Annotated in this window: 31 protein-coding genes; 19 read left to right on the top strand and 12 right to left on the bottom strand. The window is 53.8% G+C overall.

The genetic code is table 11. The features are described 5' to 3' along the window. Positions 1-198: 198 nt before the first annotated feature. The 14 genes from AC2FJE_RS08900 (at position 199) to AC2FJE_RS08965 (ending at position 13,313) form a co-directional block, all read left to right on the top strand. On the top strand, positions 199-1,173 hold the full coding sequence (locus tag AC2FJE_RS08900; RefSeq protein WP_108862003.1) for a TRAP transporter substrate-binding protein: 975 nt from the start codon (positions 199-201) through the stop codon (positions 1,171-1,173). A 76-nt stretch (positions 1,174-1,249) separates the two neighbouring features. Continuing rightward, positions 1,250-1,783 (top strand): TRAP transporter small permease, encoded by a 534-nt coding sequence (locus tag AC2FJE_RS08905; RefSeq protein ID WP_496755662.1) that lies wholly within the window; start codon positions 1,250-1,252, stop codon positions 1,781-1,783. Between the two features lie 2 nt (positions 1,784-1,785). Beyond that, on the top strand, positions 1,786-3,072 hold the full coding sequence (locus AC2FJE_RS08910; RefSeq protein WP_058272447.1) for a TRAP transporter large permease: 1,287 nt from the start codon (positions 1,786-1,788) through the stop codon (positions 3,070-3,072). Positions 3,073-3,091: 19 nt separating this feature from the next. Next, positions 3,092-3,511 (top strand): GlcG/HbpS family heme-binding protein, encoded by a 420-nt coding sequence (locus AC2FJE_RS08915; RefSeq protein WP_058272448.1) that lies wholly within the window; start codon positions 3,092-3,094, stop codon positions 3,509-3,511. Positions 3,512-3,536: 25 nt separating this feature from the next. Then, positions 3,537-4,409 (top strand): NAD(P)-dependent oxidoreductase, encoded by an 873-nt coding sequence (locus AC2FJE_RS08920; RefSeq protein WP_496755661.1) that lies wholly within the window; start codon positions 3,537-3,539, stop codon positions 4,407-4,409. A gap of 54 nt (positions 4,410-4,463) precedes the next feature. Next, positions 4,464-5,207 carry an SDR family NAD(P)-dependent oxidoreductase gene (locus AC2FJE_RS08925; protein WP_496760869.1) on the top strand — a complete coding sequence of 248 codons (744 nt, stop codon included), beginning with the start codon at positions 4,464-4,466 and terminating at the stop codon, positions 5,205-5,207. Positions 5,208-5,279: 72 nt separating this feature from the next. Continuing rightward, on the top strand, positions 5,280-6,203 hold the full coding sequence (locus tag AC2FJE_RS08930) for a sugar kinase (protein ID WP_496755660.1): 924 nt from the start codon (positions 5,280-5,282) through the stop codon (positions 6,201-6,203). 16 nt (positions 6,204-6,219) lie between these two features. Then, positions 6,220-6,963 carry a ribonuclease activity regulator RraA gene (locus tag AC2FJE_RS08935; protein ID WP_282120607.1) on the top strand — a complete coding sequence of 248 codons (744 nt, stop codon included), beginning with the start codon at positions 6,220-6,222 and terminating at the stop codon, positions 6,961-6,963. A gap of 87 nt (positions 6,964-7,050) precedes the next feature. Beyond that, a complete protein-coding gene (eda, locus tag AC2FJE_RS08940; protein ID WP_496755659.1) occupies positions 7,051-7,704 on the top strand; it encodes a bifunctional 4-hydroxy-2-oxoglutarate aldolase/2-dehydro-3-deoxy-phosphogluconate aldolase in 654 nt (217 codons plus the stop codon). Continuing rightward, entirely contained in the window at positions 7,701-8,840 is a 1,140-nt protein-coding gene (locus AC2FJE_RS08945) for a mandelate racemase/muconate lactonizing enzyme family protein (protein WP_496755658.1), read from the top strand. Before eda ends, AC2FJE_RS08945 begins: the two co-directional genes overlap by 4 nt. Further along, positions 8,837-9,706: an amidohydrolase family protein gene (locus tag AC2FJE_RS08950; RefSeq protein WP_496755657.1), complete on the top strand. Its 870-nt coding sequence runs from the start codon at positions 8,837-8,839 to the stop codon at positions 9,704-9,706. The genes AC2FJE_RS08945 and AC2FJE_RS08950 overlap by 4 nt, the downstream gene beginning before the upstream one ends. 30 nt (positions 9,707-9,736) lie before the next feature. After that, on the top strand, positions 9,737-10,537 hold the full coding sequence (locus AC2FJE_RS08955; protein WP_496755656.1) for an NAD-dependent epimerase/dehydratase family protein: 801 nt from the start codon (positions 9,737-9,739) through the stop codon (positions 10,535-10,537). A 49-nt stretch (positions 10,538-10,586) separates the two neighbouring features. Continuing rightward, a complete protein-coding gene (locus AC2FJE_RS08960) occupies positions 10,587-11,354 on the top strand; it encodes an HpcH/HpaI aldolase family protein (RefSeq protein WP_282170070.1) in 768 nt (255 codons plus the stop codon). Positions 11,355-11,516: 162 nt separating this feature from the next. Continuing rightward, positions 11,517-13,313 (top strand): IlvD/Edd family dehydratase, encoded by a 1,797-nt coding sequence (locus AC2FJE_RS08965; RefSeq protein ID WP_496760870.1) that lies wholly within the window; start codon positions 11,517-11,519, stop codon positions 13,311-13,313. A gap of 304 nt (positions 13,314-13,617) precedes the next feature. On the opposite strand, the gene AC2FJE_RS08970 is transcribed toward AC2FJE_RS08965, so the two are convergent. Continuing rightward, on the bottom strand, positions 13,618-13,845 hold the full coding sequence (locus tag AC2FJE_RS08970; protein ID WP_496755654.1) for a DUF1127 domain-containing protein: 228 nt from the start codon (positions 13,843-13,845) through the stop codon (positions 13,618-13,620). Then, positions 13,835-14,059 carry a DUF1127 domain-containing protein gene (locus AC2FJE_RS08975; RefSeq protein WP_282170067.1) on the bottom strand — a complete coding sequence of 75 codons (225 nt, stop codon included), beginning with the start codon at positions 14,057-14,059 and terminating at the stop codon, positions 13,835-13,837. The genes AC2FJE_RS08970 and AC2FJE_RS08975 overlap by 11 nt, the downstream gene beginning before the upstream one ends. 130 nt (positions 14,060-14,189) lie before the next feature. Between AC2FJE_RS08975 and AC2FJE_RS08980 the strand changes: the two genes are divergently transcribed. Continuing rightward, a complete protein-coding gene (locus tag AC2FJE_RS08980; protein WP_496760871.1) occupies positions 14,190-15,098 on the top strand; it encodes a LysR family transcriptional regulator in 909 nt (302 codons plus the stop codon). A gap of 542 nt (positions 15,099-15,640) precedes the next feature. Next, on the top strand, positions 15,641-15,997 hold the full coding sequence (locus tag AC2FJE_RS08985) for a hypothetical protein (protein ID WP_496760872.1): 357 nt from the start codon (positions 15,641-15,643) through the stop codon (positions 15,995-15,997). Between the two features lie 216 nt (positions 15,998-16,213). Here AC2FJE_RS08985 and AC2FJE_RS08990 read toward each other — a convergent pair whose 3' ends face one another. The 8 genes from AC2FJE_RS08990 to AC2FJE_RS09025 all read right to left on the bottom strand — a co-directional run bounded on the left by AC2FJE_RS08990 (position 16,214) and on the right by AC2FJE_RS09025 (position 21,319). Next, positions 16,214-16,822 carry a transmembrane anchor protein gene (locus AC2FJE_RS08990; protein ID WP_282170064.1) on the bottom strand — a complete coding sequence of 203 codons (609 nt, stop codon included), beginning with the start codon at positions 16,820-16,822 and terminating at the stop codon, positions 16,214-16,216. A 12-nt stretch (positions 16,823-16,834) separates the two neighbouring features. Next, the gene (locus AC2FJE_RS08995) at positions 16,835-17,488 is read right to left on the bottom strand and encodes a HupE/UreJ family protein (RefSeq protein WP_282120657.1); all 654 of its coding nucleotides are present in this window, start codon (positions 17,486-17,488) and stop codon (positions 16,835-16,837) included. Between the two features lie 123 nt (positions 17,489-17,611). Further along, the gene (locus tag AC2FJE_RS09000; protein WP_282170063.1) at positions 17,612-17,965 is read right to left on the bottom strand and encodes a hypothetical protein; all 354 of its coding nucleotides are present in this window, start codon (positions 17,963-17,965) and stop codon (positions 17,612-17,614) included. A 326-nt stretch (positions 17,966-18,291) separates the two neighbouring features. Then, positions 18,292-18,660: a c-type cytochrome gene (locus AC2FJE_RS09005; RefSeq protein WP_282170087.1), complete on the bottom strand. Its 369-nt coding sequence runs from the start codon at positions 18,658-18,660 to the stop codon at positions 18,292-18,294. Between the two features lie 77 nt (positions 18,661-18,737). Beyond that, entirely contained in the window at positions 18,738-19,604 is an 867-nt protein-coding gene (locus tag AC2FJE_RS09010) for a CopD family protein (RefSeq protein ID WP_282170062.1), read from the bottom strand. Between the two features lie 2 nt (positions 19,605-19,606). Then, positions 19,607-19,948 carry a copper resistance CopC family protein gene (locus AC2FJE_RS09015; protein ID WP_496755650.1) on the bottom strand — a complete coding sequence of 114 codons (342 nt, stop codon included), beginning with the start codon at positions 19,946-19,948 and terminating at the stop codon, positions 19,607-19,609. Positions 19,949-19,959: 11 nt separating this feature from the next. Next, entirely contained in the window at positions 19,960-20,391 is a 432-nt protein-coding gene (locus AC2FJE_RS09020) for a c-type cytochrome (RefSeq protein WP_496755649.1), read from the bottom strand. 538 nt (positions 20,392-20,929) lie between these two features. Further along, a complete protein-coding gene (locus tag AC2FJE_RS09025; protein ID WP_282120584.1) occupies positions 20,930-21,319 on the bottom strand; it encodes a MerR family transcriptional regulator in 390 nt (129 codons plus the stop codon). Positions 21,320-21,490: 171 nt separating this feature from the next. On the opposite strand from AC2FJE_RS09025, the gene AC2FJE_RS09030 reads away from it, so the two are divergent. Continuing rightward, positions 21,491-21,739: a hypothetical protein gene (locus tag AC2FJE_RS09030; RefSeq protein WP_496755648.1), complete on the top strand. Its 249-nt coding sequence runs from the start codon at positions 21,491-21,493 to the stop codon at positions 21,737-21,739. Positions 21,740-21,743: 4 nt separating this feature from the next. Next, positions 21,744-21,962 carry a GDCCVxC domain-containing (seleno)protein gene (locus AC2FJE_RS09035; RefSeq protein ID WP_496760873.1) on the top strand — a complete coding sequence of 73 codons (219 nt, stop codon included), beginning with the start codon at positions 21,744-21,746 and terminating at the stop codon, positions 21,960-21,962. Positions 21,963-22,425: 463 nt separating this feature from the next. On the opposite strand, the gene AC2FJE_RS09040 is transcribed toward AC2FJE_RS09035, so the two are convergent. Both AC2FJE_RS09040 and AC2FJE_RS09045 read right to left on the bottom strand, forming a co-directional pair. Further along, complete coding sequence (locus AC2FJE_RS09040) at positions 22,426-22,965, bottom strand: luciferase domain-containing protein (RefSeq protein WP_496755646.1); 540 nt, start codon at positions 22,963-22,965, stop codon at positions 22,426-22,428. A 65-nt stretch (positions 22,966-23,030) separates the two neighbouring features. Next, positions 23,031-23,621 carry a YceI family protein gene (locus AC2FJE_RS09045; protein WP_496755645.1) on the bottom strand — a complete coding sequence of 197 codons (591 nt, stop codon included), beginning with the start codon at positions 23,619-23,621 and terminating at the stop codon, positions 23,031-23,033. 124 nt (positions 23,622-23,745) lie between these two features. On the opposite strand from AC2FJE_RS09045, the gene AC2FJE_RS09050 reads away from it, so the two are divergent. Next, positions 23,746-24,327 carry a TetR/AcrR family transcriptional regulator gene (locus AC2FJE_RS09050; protein WP_496755644.1) on the top strand — a complete coding sequence of 194 codons (582 nt, stop codon included), beginning with the start codon at positions 23,746-23,748 and terminating at the stop codon, positions 24,325-24,327. Positions 24,328-24,416 lie beyond the last annotated feature (89 nt).

Genomic DNA, 24,416 nt, shown 5'->3' on the forward strand with positions numbered 1-24,416 from the left:
ATCAAATGCCCTGCGCTTTCGACTGTCAAGCAATCTGACATACTAAAAGCCTACAGTTGACATAACTTGGATACTAGTGTCCCTTTAGGGGCAGCAGCGATTCTGGTTCTTGGGGGAAATCGAAAGCTACGTGGCTTACGGTCTCTGAAATTCCATGAAAGCCAAATCCTGTCCAAAATTAATCGGGGAGGAGAACCCATGACTTTCACGAAATCGTTCTTTGCAACTGCGACCGCTGTGGCATTCATCGCAACGTCAGCTTCAGCCGAAAACTGGCGGGCCTGGAACATCCACAACGACGGCCATCCCAACACGGCTGCGATGGACAAGTTTGCTGAACTGGTTGACGCTGCTACAGACGGCGAGGTTACCGTCGATGTATTCCACGGTGGTGTTCTTGGTTCCCAACCGGATGCCCTTGAACAGGTTCGTATCGGCGCAATCGAGGTCGGTAACTTCAACCTCGGTCCCATTGGCCCAATGGTGAAAGAAGCTAATCTTGTATCGCTTCCTTTCATCTTCAAAGATGTGCCGCACATGTTCCGTGTGCTGGATGGCGATGCCGGTGAAGTTGTTTCAGCTGCGATGGGTGAAGCAGGTGTTCTGCCACTGGCATGGTTTGATGCCGGTGCGCGTTCATTCTACAGCCAAAAGCCGATCAATACTCCCGCAGATGTCGAAGGTCTGAAAATCCGTGTGATGAACAACGATCTTTATACATCGATGATTTCAGCTATGGGCGGGAACCCGTCTCCAATGGCTTTCTCCGAAGTTCAGCAAGCGCTGAAAACCGGCGTCGTTGATGGTGCGGAAAACAACTTCCCGTCATTCAAAAATGTCGGCCACTTTGAAGTGACCACAAATTATTCTTTATCCGAGCACCTGATTATTCCCGAGTGCATCTGCGTGAACACGGCCAAATTCAATGCGCTGTCTCCTGAACTGCAGGCCGCTGTGCGCGGTGCAGCAGAAGAAGCCGCATTGGTCCAGCGTGAGCTTTGGGCAATCGGCTCTGAGCAAGCGCGTAAAGATGTCGAAGCGGCTGGTATCACAGTCAATGAAATCGCTGACAAAGGCCCATTCCAGTCCGCAATGGATTCGGTTTATGCAGACTACTTGGCTGCAAATCCTGACATGAAAGCGTTGGTAGAAATGGCGCAAGCCACTGAATAAGTTGTCGTAACAGTCCAACTTTGAGCGCCCGGCTCCACCAATTGGATGCCGGGCGTTTTGTCTCAGAGGAATCCCAATGCAAGAGCCCGATACCCCACCTGCCGCCATGCGCAACATGGACAGGATTCTTGATCTGCTCGCACGAGGTTGCATGTTGCTGTCTGGCGTTGCCATTGTTGTAATGACGGCGATCTTTGCCTGGCTGGTATTTGGCCGCTACGTTCTGAACAACACGCCCACTTGGGTCGAGCAGGTTTCACTGCTGTTGGTCATGGTCATCGCGTTTCTCGGTGCGGCTGCGGGCGTGCACAATCACACGCACCTCTCTGTTGTCGTATTTCGAAATATAGTTCCGCCCTCTGTGCGAACGGTTTTCGTCGTGGTCTCTGATGTCCTGATGGCAGGTTTCGGTGGCATGATGTTTTGGTACGGAATCGAGTTGACCAAATTCAAATGGAACACCCTGATCCCGCTCATCCAATGGTCAGAGGGCTTGCGTTCCTTGCCACTGACAATCAGCGGCGCGTTGGTGTTCCTTTTTTCCACTGGCCATCTGATCCGCCTGTTTCTGGGCCGAGACGAACGCCAAGACAACATAGATCAGGGATAGTCATGGGACTCATGATTCTGTTGGGGGTTTTTGCCCTTTGTGTCATCATCGGTGCGCCAGTGGCATACGCCCTTGGTATCGCTGCATTGGCTTCCTTTTGGTTTGAAGGATTACCGCTGTTTGTTGGATTCCAGCGTATCGTGTCGGGGATCAACGTCTTTTCCCTAATGGCGATCCCGTTCTTCATCTTTGCGGGCGAGCTTATGTTTCACGGTGGTATCGCGATCCGGTTGGTTCGGTTTGCGCAGGCCGCCGTAGGCGCTGTGCGCGGTGGACTTGGCATCGTCAATGTCTTCTCGTCCATGTTGTTTGGTGGCATTTCCGGATCGGCGATTGCCGATATCTCGGCCCTTGGGTCGATCCTGATCCCGGTGATGAAAGACAAAGGTTATGATGCCGACTATGCCGTGAACGTCACAGTGACGTCATCAATTGCCGGGATCATCATTCCGCCCAGCCACAACATGATCATCTTTGCCCTTGCAACGGGCGGTGCTGTTTCAATCTCAAAACTGTTTCTGGCTGGCGTTGTGCCCGGCGTCCTTATGTGTTGCTGCCTTGCAATTGCAGCGTACGTCGTAGCGGTCAAGCGTGGCTATCAGGCCGAGCAGTTTCCAGGTTGGACCGCACTTGCCATTGCTTTTGTGGGTTCGATTCCGGGTTTATTGACGGCCGTGATTATTGTCGGAGGGGTCTTGTCAGGCGTCTTTACGGTGACTGAATCCGGCGCGTTCGGGGCAATGTATGCCTTTGTCGTGACGCTTGTTGTCTATCGTAGCCTGTCCTGGGAAAACTTTAAAACTGCCGTTATCTCTTCGGTACGCACAACTTCTATGGTGATGATTCTGATCGCCTGTGCCGGTGCTTTTGCCTATATGCTGACGTTCAACCGGGTGCCGACGAAAACGGTCGAATTCCTGTTGGGTATCACAGAAAACCCGATCCTGATCTTGTTAATGATCAATGCTGTCCTGTTGCTTTTGGGGATGATCATGGACATGGCCGCGTTGATCCTGATCTGCACACCGATTTTCCTGCCGGTGATGAACATGCTGGGTATCGACCCGCTGCAGTTCGGCATGATCCTTTTGGTGAACCTCGGTCTTGGTCTTTGCACGCCACCTGTCGGGACATGTCTCTTTGTGGGGTGTGCGGTTGGAAAACTACCGATGGAGAAAGCGGTCAAAACGATTTGGCCTTTCTACCTCGCCATCTTTGCCGCGCTCATGCTGATCACTTTTGTACCGGCAATATCGCTGACGCTGCCGAACCTGATCATTGGCCCGTAAATCAAAGGAGAATGTGGCGATGCTGACAATAAGACGCCTGGACATCGATGACGCGGGCAAGTTGATCGCAGGAGCGCGAGCCAAAGCGCAGGAAATCGGCGTGCCGATGTGTATTGCCGTCACAGATGAAAGCGGCAACCTCATCGCGTTTGAACGGATGGATGGTGGCAAGATTACCAGCATCATTTTGGCCATCGACAAGAGTTTCACTGCAACCGGTATCCAAAAAGGAACCGATGCTCTTGGTGAAGCAAATCAGCCTGGCATGGCCGCACACGGAATATCCTCAACGCTCGGCGGACGAATGGTGACCGTTGCAGGTGGCCTTCCCGTGACGGTCGACGGACAGGTGGTTGGCGGGATTGGTGTTAGCTCGGGCTCACCAGCTCAGGATCTCAAAGTTGCACAGGCAGGGGTCACGGCGCTCTGCGAAGCCTAATTAGAAAGAGTTTAAGGAGTCAGATATGACAAAACCCGTCATCGGTTTCATCGGCCTCGGTCTTATGGGCGGCAACATGGCAGAGTGCCTGCAAAACAACGGTTTTGATCTGGTTGTTATGGGTCGGAACAAGGAAGCTGTCGCAGCAACAGTCAACCGCGGTGCTGTAGAGGTTACAACGCCACGAGAGCTTGCTGAAAACAGCGATATCGTGATGCTTTGTGTAACAACATCGGATGTCGTCGAAAGCCTGATCTACGGCGATGACGGCATCCTGGCAGGCATCAAAGATAGTGCTGTGGTCATTGACTTTGGCACCTCGATCCCAGCGTCCACACGCAAAATCGGCACAGACTTGGCCGCAAAAGGTGCTGGTATGATTGATGCGCCGCTGGGACGCACACCGGCGCACGCCAAGGATGGTTTGCTGAACATCATGGCAGCGGGCGATATAGCCGCCTTTGAGAAGGTGAAACCTGTCCTGGATGTACTGGGGGAAAATGTCTTTCACCTCGGCGAACTGGGTGCGGGCCATGTGACCAAGCTCATCAACAATTATATGGGCATGACGACAGCTTGCACCATGAGCCAAGCCTTTGCTGTGGCTGAACGCTCAGGGGTAAACAAACAGCAGCTTTTTGACATCATGTCAGCTGGACCGTCCAATTCCCCCTTTATGCAGTTTTGTAAGAACTACGCGGTTGATGGTGTCAGCGATTTGGGGTTTTCGATTAACAACGCCAACAAGGATCTTGGTTACTTCCTGAAGCTGGCCGAGGACGTGGGCACTCGTGCCGAGATCGCTGAAGGAACCGCGAACAACCTTCAGGCAGCCGCGGACGCAGGCATGGGCGACGGCAACGTGCCGGAAATCTTCGACTATTTTGCCAAGCTTTAGCGTCAGATCTATCAGTCACGCATAGCAGCACCAATTGAACGGGAAAGAGCAACCATGAGACTTCAGGGAAAGACCGCAATTGTCACGGGTGGTGGCCGCGATATCGGGCGCGCCTGCGCTGTCAAACTCGCCTCCGAAGGGGTGAATGTCGCGGTGAACTACTTCGCCAGTAGTGCTGGCGCCGAGGAAACCGTAGCCGAGATCAAAAAGATCGGTGGACAGGCGTTTGCAATGCAAGGCGACCTGAACAAACCCGAAGAGGTCGATGCGTTGATCGCCAAGACGGTCGATACCTATGGCAGCCTGGACATTCTGGTGAACAATGCCGGAGGTTTGATCGCGCGCAAGAAAATCACCGAGATGTCGCTTGAGCATTGGCAGGCTGTCATGGATCTCAACCTGACCAGCACGTTTCTTATGGTCAAAGCGGCACTGCTGCATATGAAATCCGGGGCCATTGTAAACATCGCCAGTCAGGCGGGTCGCGACGGTGGTGGCCCGGGTGCGGCGGCTTATGCAACGTCAAAAGGCGGGGTCATGACGTTCACCCGTAGTCTTGCAAGGGAACTGGGCCCCGATATCCGGGTCAATGCAATCTGCCCGGGCATGATCGACACGGATTTCCATAACATCCATACTCCCGATGCAGGCCGTCGCGGGCTAGAAGCTGCTGCGCCGCTCAAGCGGCAAGGCCAGTCTCAGGATGTTGCGAACCTCGTGACGTTTCTGGCAAGCGAGGACTCGGCTTATCTGACCGGGACCAATGTTGATATCAATGGTGGGATGCTGTTCTCGTGATCGCAGCAGCACAGTTGGCGTAAGTGTCAAACGCTACTGTTCGTCAACCTTCAAAGTACTGGACACCGGACTATGCGTATTCTCTCGATTGGTGAATGTATGGCCGAAATGGCCCCTACTGACGCGCCAAGCACGTTTCAGATGGGGTTCGCCGGAGACACGTTCAATACAGCTTGGTATCTGGCCCAACTCACTCCCGAAACGCCCTTGTCCTATTTTACCGCCGTCGGAGACGACGCCATCTCGTCCCGGATGCTGGGTGCCATGCGCGAAAGTGGGGTGGATACCCAGCAGGTGCGGATCGTGCCAAACCGTTCTGTGGGGTTGTATCTTATCACGCTGGACAACGGGGAGCGCAGTTTCACCTATTGGCGTGGTCAGTCAGCCGCACGTCTGTTGGCGCAAGACAAGCAAGCACTCGCCCATGCCATGACGCAATCAGATCTCATCTATTTCTCGGGTATCACTCTGGCAATCTTGGACCCTGAAGGGCGCGCCGCCTTGCTCGACGCTGCTCGGTCGGCGCGGCGCGATGGAAAACGGATTGCCTTTGATCCCAATCTACGCCCGCATCTTTGGGACAGCCCGTCCGAGATGACCGATACTATCATGCAGGCGGCGGCCGTTAGCGATATCGCCTTGCCATCGTTCGAGGACGAGGCACGTTGGTTCAGCGACATGGACCCTGCGGCCACTTTGCGGCGCTATGCAAGCGCGGGCGCGGAAACGATCGTTGTCAAGAATGGCGCAGAAACGGTCCTTTATCGTACCGGTGACGCAGAGGGCTCTGTCCATGTTCCGCCTCTGGCTTCGGTTGTGGATACGACTGCTGCCGGTGACAGTTTCAACGCTGGCATTCTGGCGGGGCTGGCAGCAGATACACCCTTGCCAGACAGCATAGCGCTGGCGTGCAAACTGGCAGGGCATGTCGTGCAAGGCAAAGGTGCCCTTGTTCCCATCAACCAAAGCCTGCTCGACAGTTGCCCACAGCCTTAGCAGAAGGATCCAGCCCATGCCGAACCCTCAGCCTGCCAAAACGATCAAACTGCATCCCGATACGCTTGATCGCTTGTCAAAGGTCAGCACGGCAACCGTGGCCACGCTGCTTTACAAACGCGGTTACCAAAACGCCTATGTTCAAGGCGTTGCCCCATTGGGCAAGGGCAAGTCCACTCTTGTCGGCCCGGCCTTTACGCTGCGCTACATTCCGACGCGACCTGATACCGACCCAATCGAGGCGTTTCGTGAGCCAGATCACCCGCAGCGCGTGGCCGTGGAGACATGTCCGGAAGGCGCGGTATTGGTCATGGATTGTCGGCAGGATGCCTCGGCGGCCTCGGCCGGTTCGATCCTTTTGACGCGACTGGAAATGCGCGGAGCAGCGGGCGTCGTCACGGATGGTGGCATTCGCGATGCCGACGGTGCCGCCGCACTAGAGATGCCAGTGTTTGCTGCCAAACCGTCTGCCCCAACCAACCTTACGAAACATCATGCGGTTGATGTCGGATTGCCAATCGGGTGTGGCGGTGTGGCGGTCTATCCTGGTGACATCGTTCTGGGTGACAGCGATGGTGTCATGATTATCCCACGTCACCTTGCCGATGACATTGCGATCGAGGCAGGCCCAATGGAGCTGTTCGAACGCTTTGTTCTGGAAGAGGTACGAAAAAACACCCCCGTAATCGGACTTTATCCTGCAACCGACCCAGACGTTCTTGAACGATTTAAGGTCTGGCGCGCACGGCTCTCTGACTGACGTCTGAATCGCGATCACCTATTGTCTAATACTGGGACGAACGCATTTCGCCTCAGGGCTCACCCACCAAAAGGATAGCTTATCCAGATGACTATTTCTCCAAAGGCAGCGAGTTTACGGGCCCGAGAAATCTGTGCACTCGCGCCAATTGTGCCGGTTTTGGTGGTTGATGATGTCACAACAGCCCGACCATTGGCCGAGGCGCTTATCGCAGGCGGTTTACCCACGCTGGAGGTCACATTGCGCACTCCTGCCGCTCTCGAGGTTATTCGGGTCATGAGCGGCGTCCCGGGTGGGCATGTGGGGGCTGGCACACTGATAACCCCCGAAGATGTTCGGGCTGCCAAAGAGGCGGGCGCTACCTTCGGTGTCTCTCCGGGGGCAACCGATGAACTGCTGGCGGCTTGTGAAGCCGAAGGATTGCCGCTCCTGCCCGGGGCCGCGACTGCGTCTGAGGCGATGCGTCTTTTGGCGCGCGGCTATGATATGCTCAAGTTCTTTCCAGCCGAGGCCTCGGGCGGAGTATCGGCACTCAAGGCTATTGGCGCGCCTTTGCCGCAGGTTTCCTTCTGTCCTACAGGTGGGGTCAGCGCGGCCAATGCAGGCTCATATCTGGCGCAGCAGAATGTGGTTTGCGCTGGAGGCAGTTGGGTGGCGCCCAAAGATCTTATCGCAGCGACCGATTGGGCGGGTATCGAGACCCTGGCTCGGGACGCTGCCCAGTTGGAGGTGTGTAAATGAAGATTTCCGAGGTCCATACACATCTTCTTGACTACAAGCTTGAGACCGCCTTCGAGAGCGCAGCAACTCGTTTCACGCGACGCCAACATGTTTTGGTCGAGATTATCTGTGACGACGGAACAACGGGTTGGGGAGAATGCCTGGGGCCAGCTCAGCCAAACGCTGCGATCGTAAAGGCCTATGCGCCCTATTTGATTGGCCGCAATCCGCTGGATACGGAAATTCTCTGGCAAGGCCTGTATAATCTCCTTCGAGACCAAGGGCAGCGCGGTCTCACAATGACCGCACTTTCAGGAATTGATGTCGCTTTGTGGGATATCAAGGGTCACCACTTTGGCGTTCCGGTTTCGGTGCTTCTCGGAGGACGTGTTCGGGACAAAGTAAAGGCATATGCCACCGGGTCTTTCCGGCGCGACGGGGTCGATCGTATTTCGGACAATGCCGAGGAATGCGCAGCCCATGTCGCTGCAGGGTTCCACGCAGTTAAAATCAAGATTGGCTTTGGGGTGGGAGAAGATCTTGCAGTCATCAAAGCGGTGCGTGAAGCGATCGGAACGCATACTCGTCTGATGATCGACGCAAATCACGGGTACTCGATCCAAGAAGCGATCACTCTGGGCAACCGTGCGGCAGAGTTCGATATCGATTGGTTCGAGGAACCAGTCATTCCGGAACAACTTGACGCGTATCGTCGCGTACGCGCTGGTCAGCCTATTCCGGTTGCTGGTGGCGAGACTTGGCATGGTAGGTTCGCGTTCCGCGAGCCCCTGGAAACAGGATGTATCGATATTGCCCAGCCAGACTTGTGTGGCACTGGCGGTTTTTCGGAGATGCGCCGGGTCGTTGATATGGCGGCTCTTCACGGCGTACGTGTTGTTCCGCATGTTTGGGGAACGGCAGTGCAAATCGCTGCGAGCCTCCAGTTTGTTTCGGCCCTGTTACCAGACCCACCACGGCGTGATCCAATCGAACCGATTTTTGAGTTTGATCGGACGCATAACCCATTCAGGCAGGCGATAATCACCCACCCGATCGAACATGAAAACGGCGTGATCGCAATTCCGAACAAACCGGGTCTGGGTATTGAGATCAATCGTGATGCATTGGCAGAGTTCGCCATGGGAGAACCCGAATGATCGAACGCAGCTTCTCTGGCCGTGCCCCTGAGACCAAGCTGCCTGCAGGCGCCATTGATACACACCTTCACGTCTATCTTTCCGGGTTTCCAGCACTGCCAGGAGGTCCTGATCTGCCAGAGGGCCAGCCTGGGTTATCAGAGTACAGACAAGTCATGGGCTGGCTTGGCATTGACAGGTTTGTCATCACACAAGGAAATGCACATCACGCCAACCATGCGAATTTGCTGGCGGCGCTCAAAGAAACCAGGGACGTGGCACGTGGCGTGGCCGCCATTGACGGTGAAACCTCTGAAGCAGAACTTGAAATGCTCAAGGATGGAGGGGTCGTCGGGACGCGTATCGTGGATCTGCCAGGGGGCGCGGTTGGGCTCAGTCAGCTCGAAGAGGTCGACGCCCGTGCTTTTGCCGCGGGCTGGATGATTGCAATTCAGTTCGATGGCTCGGACATTTCGGACCATGTCGATAGGCTCTCAAAACTGCGATCCAGATGGGTGCTTGACCACCATGGCAAATTCTTAAGGGGCGTCGTGCCTGATGGCGATGAAGTCGCCATGCTCAAACGCCTTGTCGACGGCGGTAGATGCTGGTTCAAGTTTGCCGGTTGCTATGAGTCTTCCTTTGAAGGTGGATCTGATTATTCAGACGTAGCCGAGGTTTCGAAGGTCATGGCAACCCATGCCCCCGAACGCATTGTATGGGGGACAAATTTTCCTCACAACACAGCGACTAGAACCACAGACTACCCCAACGACGCCGCATTGCTCGATACTGTTCTAAACTGGTTTCCTGATGACCGCGCGCGTCACCTCGCTCTCGTAGAAAACGCCGAAAAACTCTACGGCTTCCAATCTATAGCGAATTAAACGCTGCCTGCAAAAAGTGAGATATACAAAATGCTAAACAAACTTTTGATAACGGGTGCTGATGGCAACCTTGGGGCGGTTTGTCGGTCTCGCTTGCACGGCCTCGCCACCACCATTCGCCTTGGCGCGCGCGAGGATGTGGGCCCTGCCGGTGAAAATGAAGAAATTGTGTATTGTGACTTGGGCGACAAAGATGCGGTTGAGGCCATGGTTGAAGGGTGCGATGGGATTGTTCACATGGGGGGGCAATCGATCGAAGCGCCCTGGGAAACTATAAAACAATCCAATATCGACGGTGTATTCAATCTCTATGAAGCGGCCCGAAAATCGTCGGTTACACCAAGGATATTTTTTGCCAGTTCAAATCACGCGATTGGCTTTCATGAACAGACAACGCGGCTTGATGCCAATGCACAGGTAAGGCCCGATAGTCTTTATGGAGTGTCAAAAGTCTTCGGAGAAGCTCTCGCACGGCTTTACTTCGAGAAATTCAATATAGAGACAGCAATTGTCCGCATTGGTTCATCGTTTCCGGAACCAAAGAACCATCGCATGCTTGCAACGTGGTTGAGTTACGATGATCTGAAATCTCTTATCGAGAGTGTTTTCACGATTCCGCGTTTGGGATGCCCGATTATCTACGGTGCCTCGAACAACGACGCATCCTGGTGGGACAATCGTGAGACAGGCTTTTTGGGATGGAAGCCAAAAGACAACTCTGAGGCGTTTCGCGCCCGTATCGATGCCGAATGCATCCAACCTGCAATCGACGACGTATCCGTAGTTTATCAGGGCGGGGATTTTTGTGGTCAGGGCATTCTTGAGGAATAGAACAAATACGATCAGGCCATATGTGTGGATACTCTGAAAAGGTAAACCGATGCGACCAAACAAAATTAGAGAGCATTGGGCCGCTGGGCGGCCTGTAGTCAACGGATGGCTGTCGATCCCAAGCGGTTTCTCAGCCGAAACCATGGCGCATCAAGGATGGGACACACTTACTGTTGATATCCAACATGGCGTAATCGACTACCAGAAGGCGGTCGAGATGTTCACTGCGATTTCGACAACCGATACCGTCCCAGTAACGCGCGTACCGTGGCTCGAGCCCGGTATTTTGATGAAAGTGCTAGATGCCGGAGCGTACGGTGTTATTTGTCCAATGATCAATAGCCGCGAAGATGCTGAGAACCTTGTGGCCTGGACGCACTACCCTCCCAAAGGAACAAGGAGCTTTGGGCCGATCCGGGGCCTCTTGTACGGTGGTTCAGACTACCCAGAGCATGCCAATGACACGATCGTCGTCTTCGCAATGATCGAGACGCTGGAAGGTCTCGACAACCTTGAAGAAATACTGTCGGTTCCGGGTCTTGACGCCGTCTACATTGGACCTTCCGATCTTTCCCTAGCACTGGGTTGTCGACCGTCATTCGATGAGGTCGAAGCTCCTGTTGCCGAGGCCATTGAAATGATAGCCGCTAAGGCAAAAGAATATGGAAAATTCGCAGGTTGCCATAACGGGACACCGCAATACGCCTTGAAACGCATTGAAATGGGATTCCAGTTTGTCACAATCGCTTCGGACGCCCGCTTGATGGCAGCTGCCTCAAAGGACGCTTTGTCTCAGGTGCGCGATGGCCTGCCATAGTTTGTTAGTGGTGAATTTTGGGAGGCGCGTTTTCAATGCTTCAAGGCAGCCAAGCTTGGGTTGGCAAGCTGTTTAACTATGAGAATACGCTTTTCGCGATGTTTGGTATGATCACGGGTCGAAAGTTCTAGTCGGCACAAGACCAAGACTTAGGAGGCACGTATGCCACGTATGAAGCCCGAAGACCTCAGATCGCGGCATTGGTTCGCAAATCCGGATGATCCGGAAATGACCGCGCTCTACTTGGAACGTTATCTAAACTACGGGCTCACGCGCGAAGAACTGCAATCCGGTAAACCGATCATCGCAATTGCACAGACGGGCAGCGACCTAAGCCCCTGCAACCGCCACCACCTGGAACTTGCCAAACGGGTACGTGACGGCATAATCGCAGCAGGAGGCACAGCCATCGAAGTGCCGGTCCATCCCATTCAGGAAACCGGCAAACGCCCCACCGCCATGCTCGACCGCAATCTGGCGTATCTCAGTTTGGTTGAATCGCTTTATGGCTACCCGATAGATGGCGTAGTGTTGATGATTGGCTGCGACAAGACCACACCTGCGCTTCTGATGGCAGCTTCTTCAGTCAACATTCCAGCCATTGCTCTTTCTGTAGGACCTATGCTGAATGGTTGGTACGAGGGAAAGCGGGCAGGGTCCGGCACTGTTATTTGGAAAGCCCGCGAACGCCTCGCTGCCGGAGAAATCTCTTCTGATGAATTCATGGAAATCGCCGCAGCCTCTGCTCCTTCGGTGGGGTACTGCAACACCATGGGAACCGCCACCACGATGAACAGCTTGGCCGAAGCACTCGGCATGCAGCTACCAGGCGCGGCGGCCATTCCGGCCCCGTACCGCGAACGCGGTCAGATCAGCTATGAGACCGGAAAACGCATCATTGAAATGGTGTGGGAGGATCTGCGCCCGTCTGACATCATGACGCGCGCGGCTTTTGAGAATGCTATCGTGGTTAACTCCGCCATTGGTGGATCCACCAATGCGCCTATTCACCTAAATGCTATTGCGCGCCATCTAGGTGTGCCGCTTGACAATGATGACTGGCAGGCTTTGGGGCACAATGTGCCACTTTTGGTCAATCTACAGCCCGCAGGCGAATATCTCGGCGAAGATTACCACCGCGCTGGCGGTGTTCCTGCCGTGATCGCAGAGCTGATTGCAGCTGGTCGCCTACCTCATGCAGAGGCCAAAACTGTCAACGGGCACAGCATAGCCAACAACTGCACGCGCCGGCGCAGCACAAATTCCAACGTCATTAAATCTGTTGATGCCCCGCTGAAAGACAAGGCAGGGTTCATCAACCTAAAGGGCAATCTATTTGACAGCGCGTTGATGAAAACCAGTGTCATCGGTTCAGAATTTGCAAAAGCCTATCTTACCAATCCCGATGATCCCAACGCGTTTGAGGGTCGCGCAGTTGTTTTTGATGGACCTGAAGATTTTCACAAGCGCATTGATGACCCATCTCAGGATATCGACACCCGTTGTATTCTCGTTATGCGCGGAACCGGTCCCAAAGGGTATCCCGGCGGAGCAGAAGTCGTGAATATGCGTGCGCCATCCTATCTCTTGAAGCAAGGAGTTCAGGAATTACCCTGCATAGGTGATGGGCGCCAATCTGGCACTTCTGGCTCGCCATCAATCCTGAACGCTGCGCCAGAGGCTGCCGACAATGGTGGCCTAGCAGTTCTGCAAACAGGGGATCGGATCCGCGTTGATCTTAACACCTGCACAGTCAACATTCTGATTTCCGACGCGGAACTTGAACGGCGCAAAGACCAATTAATCCAAAACGGCGGATATCCCGTGCCCGAAAGCCAATCTCCTTGGCAACAGTATTTCCGTGATCTCGTGCAACCTTTTCACAAGGGTATGAACCTACGCAATGCTGACGCCTATCGCGACATCGCGCGCAAGTCACTGCCTCGAGACAACCACTGAATTCAACAAATTGTGGGCACGCAGCGGGATCTTTTGCGGCGTCACATACGCATTCCAGCTTCACATCTTCATCTCGATGGTGACGGTAATCCAGACTGTTATGATGTCTCTCCTACCTCTCATTTTTCGGAGCTCCTGCTTGGCAGATTGGTTTGGGCCAGCATTTTCGGGAGGAGATGAAAATGCTGGCCCTTTGCGTTGGCGCTCCCTGTTGGCTTTTTCGCCGCCGCTCTTGCTGGCTTACTCTGGGAGGAGCGAGGACCAGCAAATTCCGTTCAATCGTTTGTTCTGAGGGTCTATTTCTCTATTCGGTAGCCATCAATTTTGCGGCATATTCTGGGATATCGGATCGCGAGATTCCGATCTGAGCGAGCTGATGGTCGTTCATATTCGAAAGTGTGGAGAGCATCCGGGCCGTTTGAAACGCCTTAAAGGCCGCATTTGCCGTGGCTCCGATCCTCGCCAGGAAGCTGATTGATAGGGCGATGGCGTGAACACGATCTGTACCAGCCGTTTGGGCGTTAGCAGCCATATGCAGTCTCCATAGCAAGTCTTTTGATGCTACTGCGCGGAATGCCCAGATCTGTTAGGTCGCGGTCAGATAGCACCGAGAGCTCATAATACGTTGCGCGATAAACCCTGCGTTTGGCCTGTGCCTTTCGCATCGCGTCCAGTTTTTGATGAAAGAATGTGCGGCCAGCTTCGAATACGACATCCAGCGCGCTGTTTGATCGTGTAATTGCCATGATATTGCCTCGTCCGTTGCTGCAGTGCAGTATTTATGCTGCAATGCAGAGATACGTCTGTTTGGTAGCGCTCACAATTTGGCAATCTGGCATAGGCCCCATGCCAGATTGGAACAGCAAGGGTCATGACATGGATATTTCTGCGCAAATGTTAATTTTTGCGACAGTGGTCGAGCAAGGAAGCATATCTGCGGCTGCACGATCAATGGGGCAAACCCCGTCGGCTGTGAGCAAGCAGATCGGGTTGCTTGAAGATCAGGTTCACTACCGCCTTCTGAATCGCACCAGAACGGGTATCTCTCCAACACTGGAAGGCCTAGCATTCTACGAAAAATGCAAAGCGATGGCTGACAAATTCAAAGAAGCCGAGGCGATGATCCTTAGCTTTGATGGTGTCCCGCGCGGAGTGCTCAGAGTCGCATCCACGGTTGCCTTTGGAAAGTCACAGCTGATCCCCGCCTTGCCTGAATTCATGGAGGAGAATCCTGAAGTTCAAGTATCGTTGGATTTAACCGACCGGGAGATTGATCTTCGCAGTGAAGGGTTTGACGTGGCGATCTGCTTTGCTGAACAACGCAAAAACCCAGATATGGTCATCAGGCGAATTATGCAGAGTCGAAGGGTGCTATGTGCCTCACCTGAATACCTTGAGCGTTCTGGAACACCGTCGAATTTTACCGAATTGGCTGAGCACAATTGCTTGCGGGTTGCCGGGAGAAGCCAACGGAACGCTTGGAACAGCATCAAACCGAGTGTGGGCGAAAAATTTGAAGCAACGGGAAGTTTTGAGGGGAACAGCACTGATGTCGTTTTTCGAGCGGCACTGGCTGGCATCGGTATCGCGCGACTACCTAGCTACATTGCAAACCGGAAGTTCGAATCCGGGGAACTCATCCATGTCATGCCGAAATACGCGCCACCCAGCACAGATATTGTCGTAATGTTTGCCGAAAGGCGCAATTTAGCGCCGAAAACTCGAGCGTTCGTAGACTATCTGGCGCGACGGTTTCGCAACGCCGTAGACGACCAGATGACCTAATAATAGCCGTTGGAAACAATCGATAGTTTCCAAAATAGTTTCGCATCAAGCGCCTAAAAATTGGAAACATTATGCCGGGAATATCAATCCAATAACTAGCACTGGTTTGTAAGCGTAGCGGTAGTAAATTATGCCTGTCATTGTTCTTGTCGGTATCGTCCATCGATGGATGCCGTTATAGCTGGGACAGAAATGCTTGATGTTTGGGTCAGAATTGAATGACGTGATTGACCGATTTATTGAGGTTTTGGCTGTCGATAGAGTCAAAGATCAGTGACGTTCCACAGTGCTTTTGTGAAGCGACACATAGTTCTGCCACCAGCTACAGAACCTTGCCATTTTTGCCTCACTTCCTTCACCAAGCACCTAGACCGATTTCAATGATCCTGACTTCCCTATTGGGAAAATCAGGGCTGACTTGCAGATCAGAAGCCGAAGGCGCCCGTTCCTGCTGATCTGCCACGTGGCGAACGCGGGAGGCCGCTGTCAGTTTTTCCTAAAGGCCAACTACAAGCAATTGTTAAACTGCGAGGTGAAGAGACATGACTGATGGTCGAAATGATCTTTTTGAACGCCTCAATCCAATTTGGGAGGCCGTGGTTAAGTTGGGCGAGAACACCCCCGAACTCAGTAAGAAGGCCTACCTCAATGAGATGAGGGGTGAAGTGTACAAAGCACGGACCGCTTCATTTGGGACTGAAAATAGTGCGGATCGGTGTGACGAAAAAGTAGCGGAGGATTCTGAAGCTCAGTTCAAGATGATTGCAGTCGCCTATGCCACTGGAGACATGGATGAGGTCGACCGGATGATAAACTACCTTGCTTTTATACGTCGTATGAAAAAACAGGGCATTTATGAATTGGGGCACTGGAGTGATGAGGACTCAGATGGGCGATAATACAACCAGAGATCGCTTCACATAACACCCCTACTGCGACGTACGCGGTTTGTTATGACGCTGCAATTCATGCGGCGCTCGCGAAACCCGCCAATCAAAATCCGGATCGACGAAGACCGCAATGCGGACAAAGCACCAATTCGCTGCGCTTGCGCCAAGGTCGGCTTTCACCGGCGCGCCTAGAGTTTTAGGCGCGCCCAGTTCTCCGACCTAATCCTACCGGACTATAGCACTGTAGTCGCCGCGCAATTGAAGCGTCACCGTTACCGCCTCATCGTCCCTGTTGCGCCAGAACCAGCCGTGATCTCCGGCGAAAGGAGTTTCAAGACTACCTTCGCCTTCGGTTTGACCGCGCCCTTTCTCATAGGTCACGTTTTGGTCGCCCGCGTGTGCATGGAGGTCGAAGTTGACCCGACCACCTTCGGCCACCCACGCGTAGAATAGGGTCGCCCCCTCTTCCATGGTTGCCTTGATCTCGGTGAACTCACCCGGTTCGAGCATGAACGTGATTGTATCCTGCCACGCCTCCTGAGCGTGTGCTGTGCCAACGAACAGACCGAAGATGTCATCGAGTAAGTTCGATGACTGATCCGCCCCGTGAACTTGCTGATCCTGCTCTGCTTCATCTGCCAGTTCCTGCTTGATTTCGCCCATCTCAGTCAGGCCAAGCACGCGGCCTGCGCCCGTTGGGTCAATCCCGTATTCAGCAGGCAAAACGACCACAACGAGTATCGCCACGGCGCTGATAGCAGCGATTATCGTGGATCGAAGAAGCTGGGCTGAGCTCGGTAATTCTTCGAGGCTCGGTTTCTTTGCGTTAAACATTTGAGGTTTTCCTTATGCGGCCACGAAATAGCCGGTCAGTTGGTATCCCATCAGCACAAAACCGATGGTCATCATGACGACATTGACGGTGTAGGCTTGTTCGAAAAATTTGGCGCTCTTTCGCCAGTACCCCATGACGATGAGGATCGCTGCGAGTGCCAGAAGTTGGCCGATCTCGACGCCAACATTGAATGCCAGGAGGTTGGGTAGCAGCCCGTCTGGTGCGATCTGGTAGTCCAGTATTTTCGTGGCTAAGCCGGTGCCGTGAAACAGGCCGAAGATGAAAGTCGCTGCCTTGGTGTTAGGCTGGAAGCCGAACCACCGTTGATAGGCCCCTAGGTTGTCGAGCGCCTTGTAGACAACGGACAGCCCGATGATGGCATCCACAATGTAGGAGCTGATGCCCCAGCCGAACCATACTCCCGCGAGCATCGTTATAGAGTGGCCAATAGCAAAGAGGCTCACGTAGACTGCAACGTCTTTCGACCGATAGAGGAAGAAGACGACACCAAGGAGGAACAAGATGTGGTCGTAGCCCGTGACCATATGTTTAGCCCCGAGATACATGAAGGGGATGATGTGCACGCCCCAGATTTCTTGGATGTATCCAGCATCGCCGGGCGTAACATCATGCGCCAATGCTGCGCTGGGCGATAGCAGCAACATGGACAGGACGAAGAACGCGAGACGTTTAGAATTGCGTCTGACGCCTTTATGGAAGGTTCTCATGGAGTAACTCCGCTAAATATTTGGATTGATCGGTGATGCGCGTGAGCCGCGCGGTGCCGATCAAGTTCGCGGAGGTCGATCTATTCGGAACTGACGATTAGGGCCGCGGTCTGAGGTAAGCCTTCGCCATGCCTCGTCCCTGTGCCATTCAGGTGCGGTGCCTGAAACACTGGCGAGAAACGGCTGCTTGTGGTCATGATCCGCCACGTCGTGGCTATGGCCGTGCATCGCCCAAAAGAGGTCTTTTTCGAACCCGTGCGAATGGCCATGATCCTCGACCATTTCAACATGGTCTTGGATCGTCTCAATAATCGCCGGTGCATGCGAGAATGATGGTGTTACGGACCAAACGACCAACGCCAGAAAGAGGGCGGCCAAGCCAACTCTCTGAATGTGCACGTAAGCCTGTTTCATCACATCTGTCAGCCCGGTGATTACAGCCTTTATGCGGCTGCCACGAATTTGTTGACTTCTACCGTAGTGTTTGCCACGCGGTCAATTCCACCTATCAGGCTCTTGCATTCGTCTGGTGATCTTGGAACTATTGAAGCGACCTAGACGATGATTGAAAAATATCCCGGGCCGACCTGCCAGATGTGCAGGTTAGTGGTCTTGTCAGTATCGCTTTCGATTGCATCTCGCATCACCGACCTTCACTCAAAGACGTGCGCGCAAAGCTTTTTCATGAAAACCCGACATGGGGGCTATGTCCTTAACGCCAGGTGGCGAAGTTGCCTTTCTTAGTCATGCGCTGGGTTGCGGCCTGCTTGAATTTCCTGAACACGTTCAGGCCAAGTGGAACGGATATAGGCAAGAATATCCCAAATATCGTCATCGGTGAGGGTATCACTAAATCCGGGCATGCCACTTGCAAAGCCGTCGACGCCACGCGCTGCCAGCGCCGCCTCGCCACCCAGCCGGGTGTACTCGAACAGAAGCTGGTTGTCGTGGTGCCATGTATGCCCAGTCTCGTCATGGGGCGGCGCAGGCAGAATGCCGTTGTTGTCAGGCGTCTGCCAATCCGGCTGCCCTTCGAGATTGACGCCATGACAAGAAGCGCATTGTTCGGCGTAGAGGGTCTCCCCATTGGTCAAATCCCGGTCGTCCATTTCGTGACCAGCAGTTACACCCGTTGCGAAGCTGAAAAATGGGATGATCAAAAAGTCCCGCACGTTCATGGGATACCTCAGTTAGGTAGTGTCAAAACGCTGGTGAGTGTTGCGGTTGCTGCAAGGACCATCAGAATGATCACAGTTTCGATTTCAATGGAGCGCGCCAAGTGGCGGGCGGCATTATCATCCCCGGACTGCATGGCCGGAACGAAGCGGAGCTTGTTTGCGGCTGCCAACATCAGGACCACGCCCACAAGTGCAAGTTTGATCAGCAGGGTTTGCCCATAACCCGTTGTCATTAACGCCCGCATATCGCCCAGCAACATCCAAGCCATCAGCAGTCCCGCCAAAATCAACGCAGGGACAATGATCGAAGCTGCCTGTCCAAACCGATGCCCCAACATGGCCGCGTTGTTTAAATACTCTGGCTGTTGCGACAGGGTACGCAACGGTCCAAGGATACCGACCCAAAACGCAACTCCCAGAAGGTGCAAGAGCAATAGCAAACGGACGCCAGTTATCTCCAACTCGGGGACATGCCCGATCTGGGCGAATGACCACAGGGCGATCATTCCACCAGCAAGCGCGATCCATTGGCCGACTAGGGGTATGAATATCCCGAAGATCATCAATACCGTCCCGACAACCCGGTAGACGAGAACGTCGCCAACCGAGGTCTGCCACAGCAGACCGAGCATTTCTGGATCGGTCATACCATCAGCTCCGCCCGTCAAGGCTGCACCGCGCAGCATGAACCCCAGGAAACAGCCCGCAAGCGCAAGCCCCGCCAACAGAGCAATCTGACTACGCATCCTATCGCCCAGAGGCGACACCAAGTCGGCAAAAGCAGCCCGAATGATCAAAAGACCAGTCGCACCACTAATGCCGACATACAGCATCAGCTTGGACAAAATCGCGCCTATTCCCCAGATATCGGGCATGCTCAGTCCACTGTGAAGGTGAATTCGCCCTGCATGGCGTGCCCATCCGCACCCAAGCCCCGCCATTCAATGCGATACGTGCCTTCGCCCATGCCTTGAAGCGGGAGCGCGAATGCGCGGCCAAAACTTGTCTGGCCTCCAAGATCGAGTGTGACGGTATGTGCCTCCTGGTGGATCATGTTGACTTTTGTCAGGCGAATATCATCCGCGAAATTGAAACTGATCTCAGAGGGCACTTCGGCAACTGTCGCGCCGTTTTCGGGTGTGGTGGTGTCCACGCTCGAATGGGCAAAAGCGCTTGTGACAAGTGTGGAGATCAATGCAACTATGCTGAGCGTTTTCATTGGGGTATTCCTCAGTTTATTCCATTAGCGCGCTGGATTTCGCGGATATAGTCGATGACCATAGCCACGTCACCGCGGGTTAAGCCTTCAACCGGAGGCATGTTGCCAAACTGCCAGTGGTGGCTTCTGACGCCCATTGCGACCGCGCGTTGAAAGGACTCGTCTGCATGATGGCTGGGTTCATAGATAACATGGATCAGCGGTGGCCCTGCGCCTTCAACGCCTACCGCGTTGCTGCCGTGGCATGCGGAACACGCGTTTTCGAATATGCGCTGCCCGATGGCCGCATTTCCTTCGATAGGCGGCATCTGAATTGTCACCATTGCATTGGCCTCGGTAGGTGCCGATTGCGCTGCGTCCTCAACAGGGGCGGGACGTAGGGTGATATAGGCAGCGATGGCTACCACGGCGCATGTGCCAATCAGGAGATATTTTCGGTTCATATACTGGTCCTAACCTTATGTAACAGAGTGGTGCCGCAAACAAATCGCAGCACACCGGAACGTGTTCACTGCCATGAACAACGTCGGAAACCTGTTTCAAGAGTTAGGTGGTCTGTCCGGGTTGCCCGGTTCATTAAGCGTGGAGAGGTTTGAGGCCTGCCATACCGCTACAATCACGGATCGGTTGGGTGTGGTTTGGAAATCCTGCGCCGTGAGCGCGAGAACATTGCACAGGAAAGGATTGCATCCTTCATGTGCTGCGCTGTCCGGTTCATGCTGTCTGTCTTCGCTAGGAGCGACCAACTCGTGGTTAGCGTGTTGCACCTCAACACTTGTGGCCATGTGATCAATACAATGCCCGCCAACGCACTCACTAGCTAGAGCATGCGCGACGTTCCCAAGCCCCATAACAAGGATCAGGCAAACCGTAAGAAGTGTCGTGGTTATTGGCCGAAGGTACGTCACGTGGCGAGGCTACCCCGGATGCTGAGCGAACACAACGAGCGTACCAAAGGGTCGCGCAACACCCGATGTTCCACTACCCGGTACGCAATTGAGAAAGCAAAGGGCAGGAAACATTCCCGCTGTCGCAATTGGCTGTGAGTTCAGTCAACGCCGCTTCCAAACGCTCAAGTTCCTTTATCTTTTCACGCACATTCAGGACGTGCTGTTCAGCCAAGTCCTTGACAGATTGGCAATCATCGCCATCGCTTTCAGATAGCTCGAGGAGCGTCCTCGCATCGGCAAGCGGAAAGCCCAGTTCACGGCATTTCTTTAGGAACCGAAGCCGTCCAATATCCTGCCTGGAGTACATCCGCCGATTATTTGAAGCGCGTTCCGGTTTAGGAACGATCCCTTCGCGTTCGTAGTAGCGGATCGTTTCAATGCCGACACCGCTTTGCCGGGATGCTTCCCCAATCGCAAACATGTGAGACTTCCCACCTTGATCCTGTAGTGGCTACAGAAGTTATACGAGACAGGGTAGCTTAGACAACTCCGCGCAAAAGGACCGTTGAAAACGAAAATGCAGAGGGTGCTCAAACTTAGTTATATAGGATCGTTGTCAGCACTTGGCGTGGCGACTTGCTGTGTATTACCCATGACGATGATGCTGCTGGGATTGGGCGGCAGTTGGCTGGCAATCTTTGGGAAATTCGCAGCGGCTAGCTACTACGTGTTGGCAATTTCGACCGCGCTCGTCGCGGTATCTTGGCTGGTATCTTACCAACACGGTTCCCAAAAGCAGTTGAAATGGTGGCTTTTGGGGACGACCGTGATGACCGGCTGGGCTTGGGTCGTCGTATTCTATGAGGCTCGGATCAACGATTTTCTGATTATGCAGATGTGAGACAATGACGGAACAAACTGTTGTGCTTGAAAGCACGCTGACTTGCCCAAAATGTGGGCACAGCGAAACTGAAGAAATGCCTACGGATGCCTGCCAGTGGTTCTATGAATGCAAGTCATGCAGAACAGTCTTGAAGCCGTTGGAAGGCGACTGTTGTGTCTACTGTTCCTTTGCCACCATTCCCTGCCCACCAATTCAGCTGGGCGATGGCTGCTGCGGATAGTGTGTCGTGTTGCTCGCTAGGTGAACTTGTCACCAGAGAATTTCGACAATTTGCCCAACTGCAGCCCCGGTAAATGATCGCGAGAAACCCGTCATTCAGCGCTTGCGCAGCATGAGGTATTCAGGGCTCTCCTGGCACCTTCGCCGCGATCTGCGCCAAGGGTGGGTCTGATATGGATCGACTTTCGCTGAACGCCGCATGAACAAGCAAGACGCAAACTTTGCGGCCATTCGCATTTTTAGTCCGTAGGTCAGCAGAACAGCCCGAAGCGGACCTTCGACGCTGAGCTTTGCTAATTCAACTGCGCGGGACGGGAGCTACCATTGATGCGAATGGCTTGAACGTATCGAGCGCTTCGTCACGGCGACAATGTACGAGAGAATTTGACCGCTAATAGCAAGGCGGCTGAAACAGCACTCTTAAAGGAAGCAGGCGTCACCGCAAACTTTCGGGCAAAACAGGCTTAACCCAAGGTGTTGCCGGTGACGAAGGTGTACGAACTTTCGACCAGATCGATGACGACATCCAACTCTTCTGGTGTGGTCGGTGTGTATATCATCACAAAGCCGCTCCACCCAGGACGTTGCTTGGCCCAAGGGTGTGCAGCGGCCCAACCAGCCTCAATTGCCTGCCGCGCCATTGCGGGGTGCAGCGAAGCGTGCAAGCTGCCATCAGGATGCATATGCGCAAACTCAAACCCACCGACGATAGAGTTCGGTTGAGACAACAACATGTCAGGATCAAGCTGAAAGCCAATCGCGCCAGGTAATGATATGCGTGTTGGGCCAAGTGTGACCCCTGGGAATTGCGCAACACGCTCCAGCAATAGCCGGGACAAATCGGCATCAATTTCGACACCAATCTGAGTATGCGGTACGCCGCTTGTTGTTTCAGGACGGGGCGAGGTGCGCTCCGGTAAGGAGCGCTCTTGCGCGTATGCCAAAGGGCACGTTAAAGCCAGTGCTGTCGTTGCAACCGCCAGTTGCCTCAGGAACACATTCATTTTGTTGTCAGCCCGTCAAAAGTAAAGATTGAGTGCTCAGCGCCGTATCGGTGCCCCTGCACACATCATTCAGCTTTTAACGCTTCGATATTGATCAAGAGCTCTATTTCGTCGCTGACCGCTGGTGCAAAGGCCCCAAGTCCGAATTCAGACCGCACGATAGTCGCCGTCGCTGCCAGCCCCACGGTCGGCGTGCCCTCCTTTTCGCCAAAAGGGTATGGCGCTGACTTGTTAAGCGTTGTTTCCAGAACAACAGGTTTGGTGACGCCATTCATGGTCAGGTCGCCAGAAATATTCGCGGAATTGTCCCCGGTCACTTCAATGCTGGTTGAGGCGAATGTGACCACGTCACCGTCACTCGCGCTAAAAAAGTCATCGGACATGAAGTGTTGCAAACGGGCATCCCAGCCCGTGATCATGGATTTTACAGGCATAGACACTGTGACAGATGACGCAGACGGATCGTCTTCATTGAACTCAATCTCGCCGCTAAAACCTGAGAACATTCCAAATGTTTCTGAGAACCCGATGTGGTTGTAGCTGAACAAGACCTGACTGTGTCCAGGATCCAGCTCGTAAGTACCACTCTCGGACAACGCGGTTGTCGCGCCCATCGATAAGAGTACCGCCAGCGGGGTTGCTGCCACTTTGAACATTGATACGCTCCCATTTTGACAAGACGAGTTCGCGGAATTGAGTATTGAGCTTTAGTTTTTAGCTGGCCATACTTTTAGTACAAAATGTTCTACTATGCAACAATATGTTCTATAGGAGGGGCGATTGAAAGAAGATCCCAGGCTGATCGCCACACGACAGGCCGCACTTGATGCGGCGCAAAAGATACTGATGGATGAAGGCGTGCTGCACGTAACTCATGGCGCAGTTTCAAAGGCAACGGGCATTTCGCGCAGCACACTTTACAGGCACTGGCCAGATGCGCGCAGTCTGCGTGATGCAGCATTCAGGCGCATCGCAACACCGCCGAACATACCGCCCAAAACCGATGGCCCGCTGCGATCTGACCTGCGCTGGTTACTCGGAATACTGATGGGAGCTTTGAATGACACACCATGGGGCCAAATCGCGCCACAGGTGGTCGCTGCTGCGTCCACCGATGCAGAAGCGCGGTTGGTGATCACTGAATTTATGAAAGACAGGTTCGCAAGTGTTGAAGCAGTATTTGCAGCCGCAATAGGTCGCGGTGAGATCACCGCCGACGTTCCGGTTGATCAGCTTATAGAACTAGCAGTGGCTGCACCTTATTTCCGCAAACTCATACGTCACGAAGCACTGAACGAGGATTGGTTGGATCGACATGTTGATCTGCTTTGCAGTATCGCGAAAACCAATTCGGGACAGTGACCATCGCCTGACTTTGCAATCAAAGCGACCCGCAACAGGCGCGAGATTTCGGCAGAACAGCAAATTGTGATCAATAGCTTGTCCAGCCA

The sequence above is a fragment of the Ruegeria sp. CDSC002 genome (assembly GCF_059610905.1).

Excerpts from the sequence above, each read along its gene's own strand:
- AC2FJE_RS08970 (WP_496755654.1), bottom strand. The coding sequence starts at position 13,845 with ATGGCTGCTAACGCCCAAACGGCTGGTACAGATCGTGTTCACGCCATC.
- AC2FJE_RS08910 (WP_058272447.1), top strand. The coding sequence starts at position 1,786 with ATGGGACTCATGATTCTGTTGGGGGTTTTTGCCCTTTGTGTCATCATC.
- AC2FJE_RS09005 (WP_282170087.1), bottom strand. The coding sequence starts at position 18,660 with ATGGACGACCGGGATTTGACCAATGGGGAGACCCTCTACGCCGAACAA.
- AC2FJE_RS08920 (WP_496755661.1), top strand. The coding sequence starts at position 3,537 with ATGACAAAACCCGTCATCGGTTTCATCGGCCTCGGTCTTATGGGCGGC.
- AC2FJE_RS08990 (WP_282170064.1), bottom strand. The coding sequence starts at position 16,822 with ATGTTTAACGCAAAGAAACCGAGCCTCGAAGAATTACCGAGCTCAGCC.
- AC2FJE_RS09015 (WP_496755650.1), bottom strand. The coding sequence starts at position 19,948 with ATGAAAACGCTCAGCATAGTTGCATTGATCTCCACACTTGTCACAAGC.
- AC2FJE_RS09000 (WP_282170063.1), bottom strand. The coding sequence starts at position 17,965 with ATGAAACAGGCTTACGTGCACATTCAGAGAGTTGGCTTGGCCGCCCTC.
- AC2FJE_RS08980 (WP_496760871.1), top strand. The coding sequence starts at position 14,190 with ATGGATATTTCTGCGCAAATGTTAATTTTTGCGACAGTGGTCGAGCAA.
- AC2FJE_RS09045 (WP_496755645.1), bottom strand. The coding sequence starts at position 23,621 with ATGTTCAAAGTGGCAGCAACCCCGCTGGCGGTACTCTTATCGATGGGC.
- AC2FJE_RS08900 (WP_108862003.1), top strand. The coding sequence starts at position 199 with ATGACTTTCACGAAATCGTTCTTTGCAACTGCGACCGCTGTGGCATTC.
- AC2FJE_RS08975 (WP_282170067.1), bottom strand. The coding sequence starts at position 14,059 with ATGGCAATTACACGATCAAACAGCGCGCTGGATGTCGTATTCGAAGCT.
- AC2FJE_RS09035 (WP_496760873.1), top strand. The coding sequence starts at position 21,744 with ATGACGGAACAAACTGTTGTGCTTGAAAGCACGCTGACTTGCCCAAAA.
- AC2FJE_RS09030 (WP_496755648.1), top strand. The coding sequence starts at position 21,491 with ATGACGATGATGCTGCTGGGATTGGGCGGCAGTTGGCTGGCAATCTTT.
- AC2FJE_RS08935 (WP_282120607.1), top strand. The coding sequence starts at position 6,220 with ATGCCGAACCCTCAGCCTGCCAAAACGATCAAACTGCATCCCGATACG.
- AC2FJE_RS08925 (WP_496760869.1), top strand. The coding sequence starts at position 4,464 with ATGAGACTTCAGGGAAAGACCGCAATTGTCACGGGTGGTGGCCGCGAT.
- AC2FJE_RS08965 (WP_496760870.1), top strand. The coding sequence starts at position 11,517 with ATGCCACGTATGAAGCCCGAAGACCTCAGATCGCGGCATTGGTTCGCA.
- AC2FJE_RS08995 (WP_282120657.1), bottom strand. The coding sequence starts at position 17,488 with ATGTTGCTGCTATCGCCCAGCGCAGCATTGGCGCATGATGTTACGCCC.
- eda (WP_496755659.1), top strand. The coding sequence starts at position 7,051 with ATGACTATTTCTCCAAAGGCAGCGAGTTTACGGGCCCGAGAAATCTGT.
- AC2FJE_RS08915 (WP_058272448.1), top strand. The coding sequence starts at position 3,092 with ATGCTGACAATAAGACGCCTGGACATCGATGACGCGGGCAAGTTGATC.
- AC2FJE_RS09010 (WP_282170062.1), bottom strand. The coding sequence starts at position 19,604 with ATGCCCGATATCTGGGGAATAGGCGCGATTTTGTCCAAGCTGATGCTG.
- AC2FJE_RS09025 (WP_282120584.1), bottom strand. The coding sequence starts at position 21,319 with ATGTTTGCGATTGGGGAAGCATCCCGGCAAAGCGGTGTCGGCATTGAA.
- AC2FJE_RS08960 (WP_282170070.1), top strand. The coding sequence starts at position 10,587 with ATGCGACCAAACAAAATTAGAGAGCATTGGGCCGCTGGGCGGCCTGTA.
- AC2FJE_RS08905 (WP_496755662.1), top strand. The coding sequence starts at position 1,250 with ATGCAAGAGCCCGATACCCCACCTGCCGCCATGCGCAACATGGACAGG.
- AC2FJE_RS08955 (WP_496755656.1), top strand. The coding sequence starts at position 9,737 with ATGCTAAACAAACTTTTGATAACGGGTGCTGATGGCAACCTTGGGGCG.
- AC2FJE_RS08950 (WP_496755657.1), top strand. The coding sequence starts at position 8,837 with ATGATCGAACGCAGCTTCTCTGGCCGTGCCCCTGAGACCAAGCTGCCT.
- AC2FJE_RS08985 (WP_496760872.1), top strand. The coding sequence starts at position 15,641 with ATGACTGATGGTCGAAATGATCTTTTTGAACGCCTCAATCCAATTTGG.
- AC2FJE_RS09040 (WP_496755646.1), bottom strand. The coding sequence starts at position 22,965 with ATGAATGTGTTCCTGAGGCAACTGGCGGTTGCAACGACAGCACTGGCT.
- AC2FJE_RS08930 (WP_496755660.1), top strand. The coding sequence starts at position 5,280 with ATGCGTATTCTCTCGATTGGTGAATGTATGGCCGAAATGGCCCCTACT.
- AC2FJE_RS09020 (WP_496755649.1), bottom strand. The coding sequence starts at position 20,391 with ATGAACCGAAAATATCTCCTGATTGGCACATGCGCCGTGGTAGCCATC.
- AC2FJE_RS08945 (WP_496755658.1), top strand. The coding sequence starts at position 7,701 with ATGAAGATTTCCGAGGTCCATACACATCTTCTTGACTACAAGCTTGAG.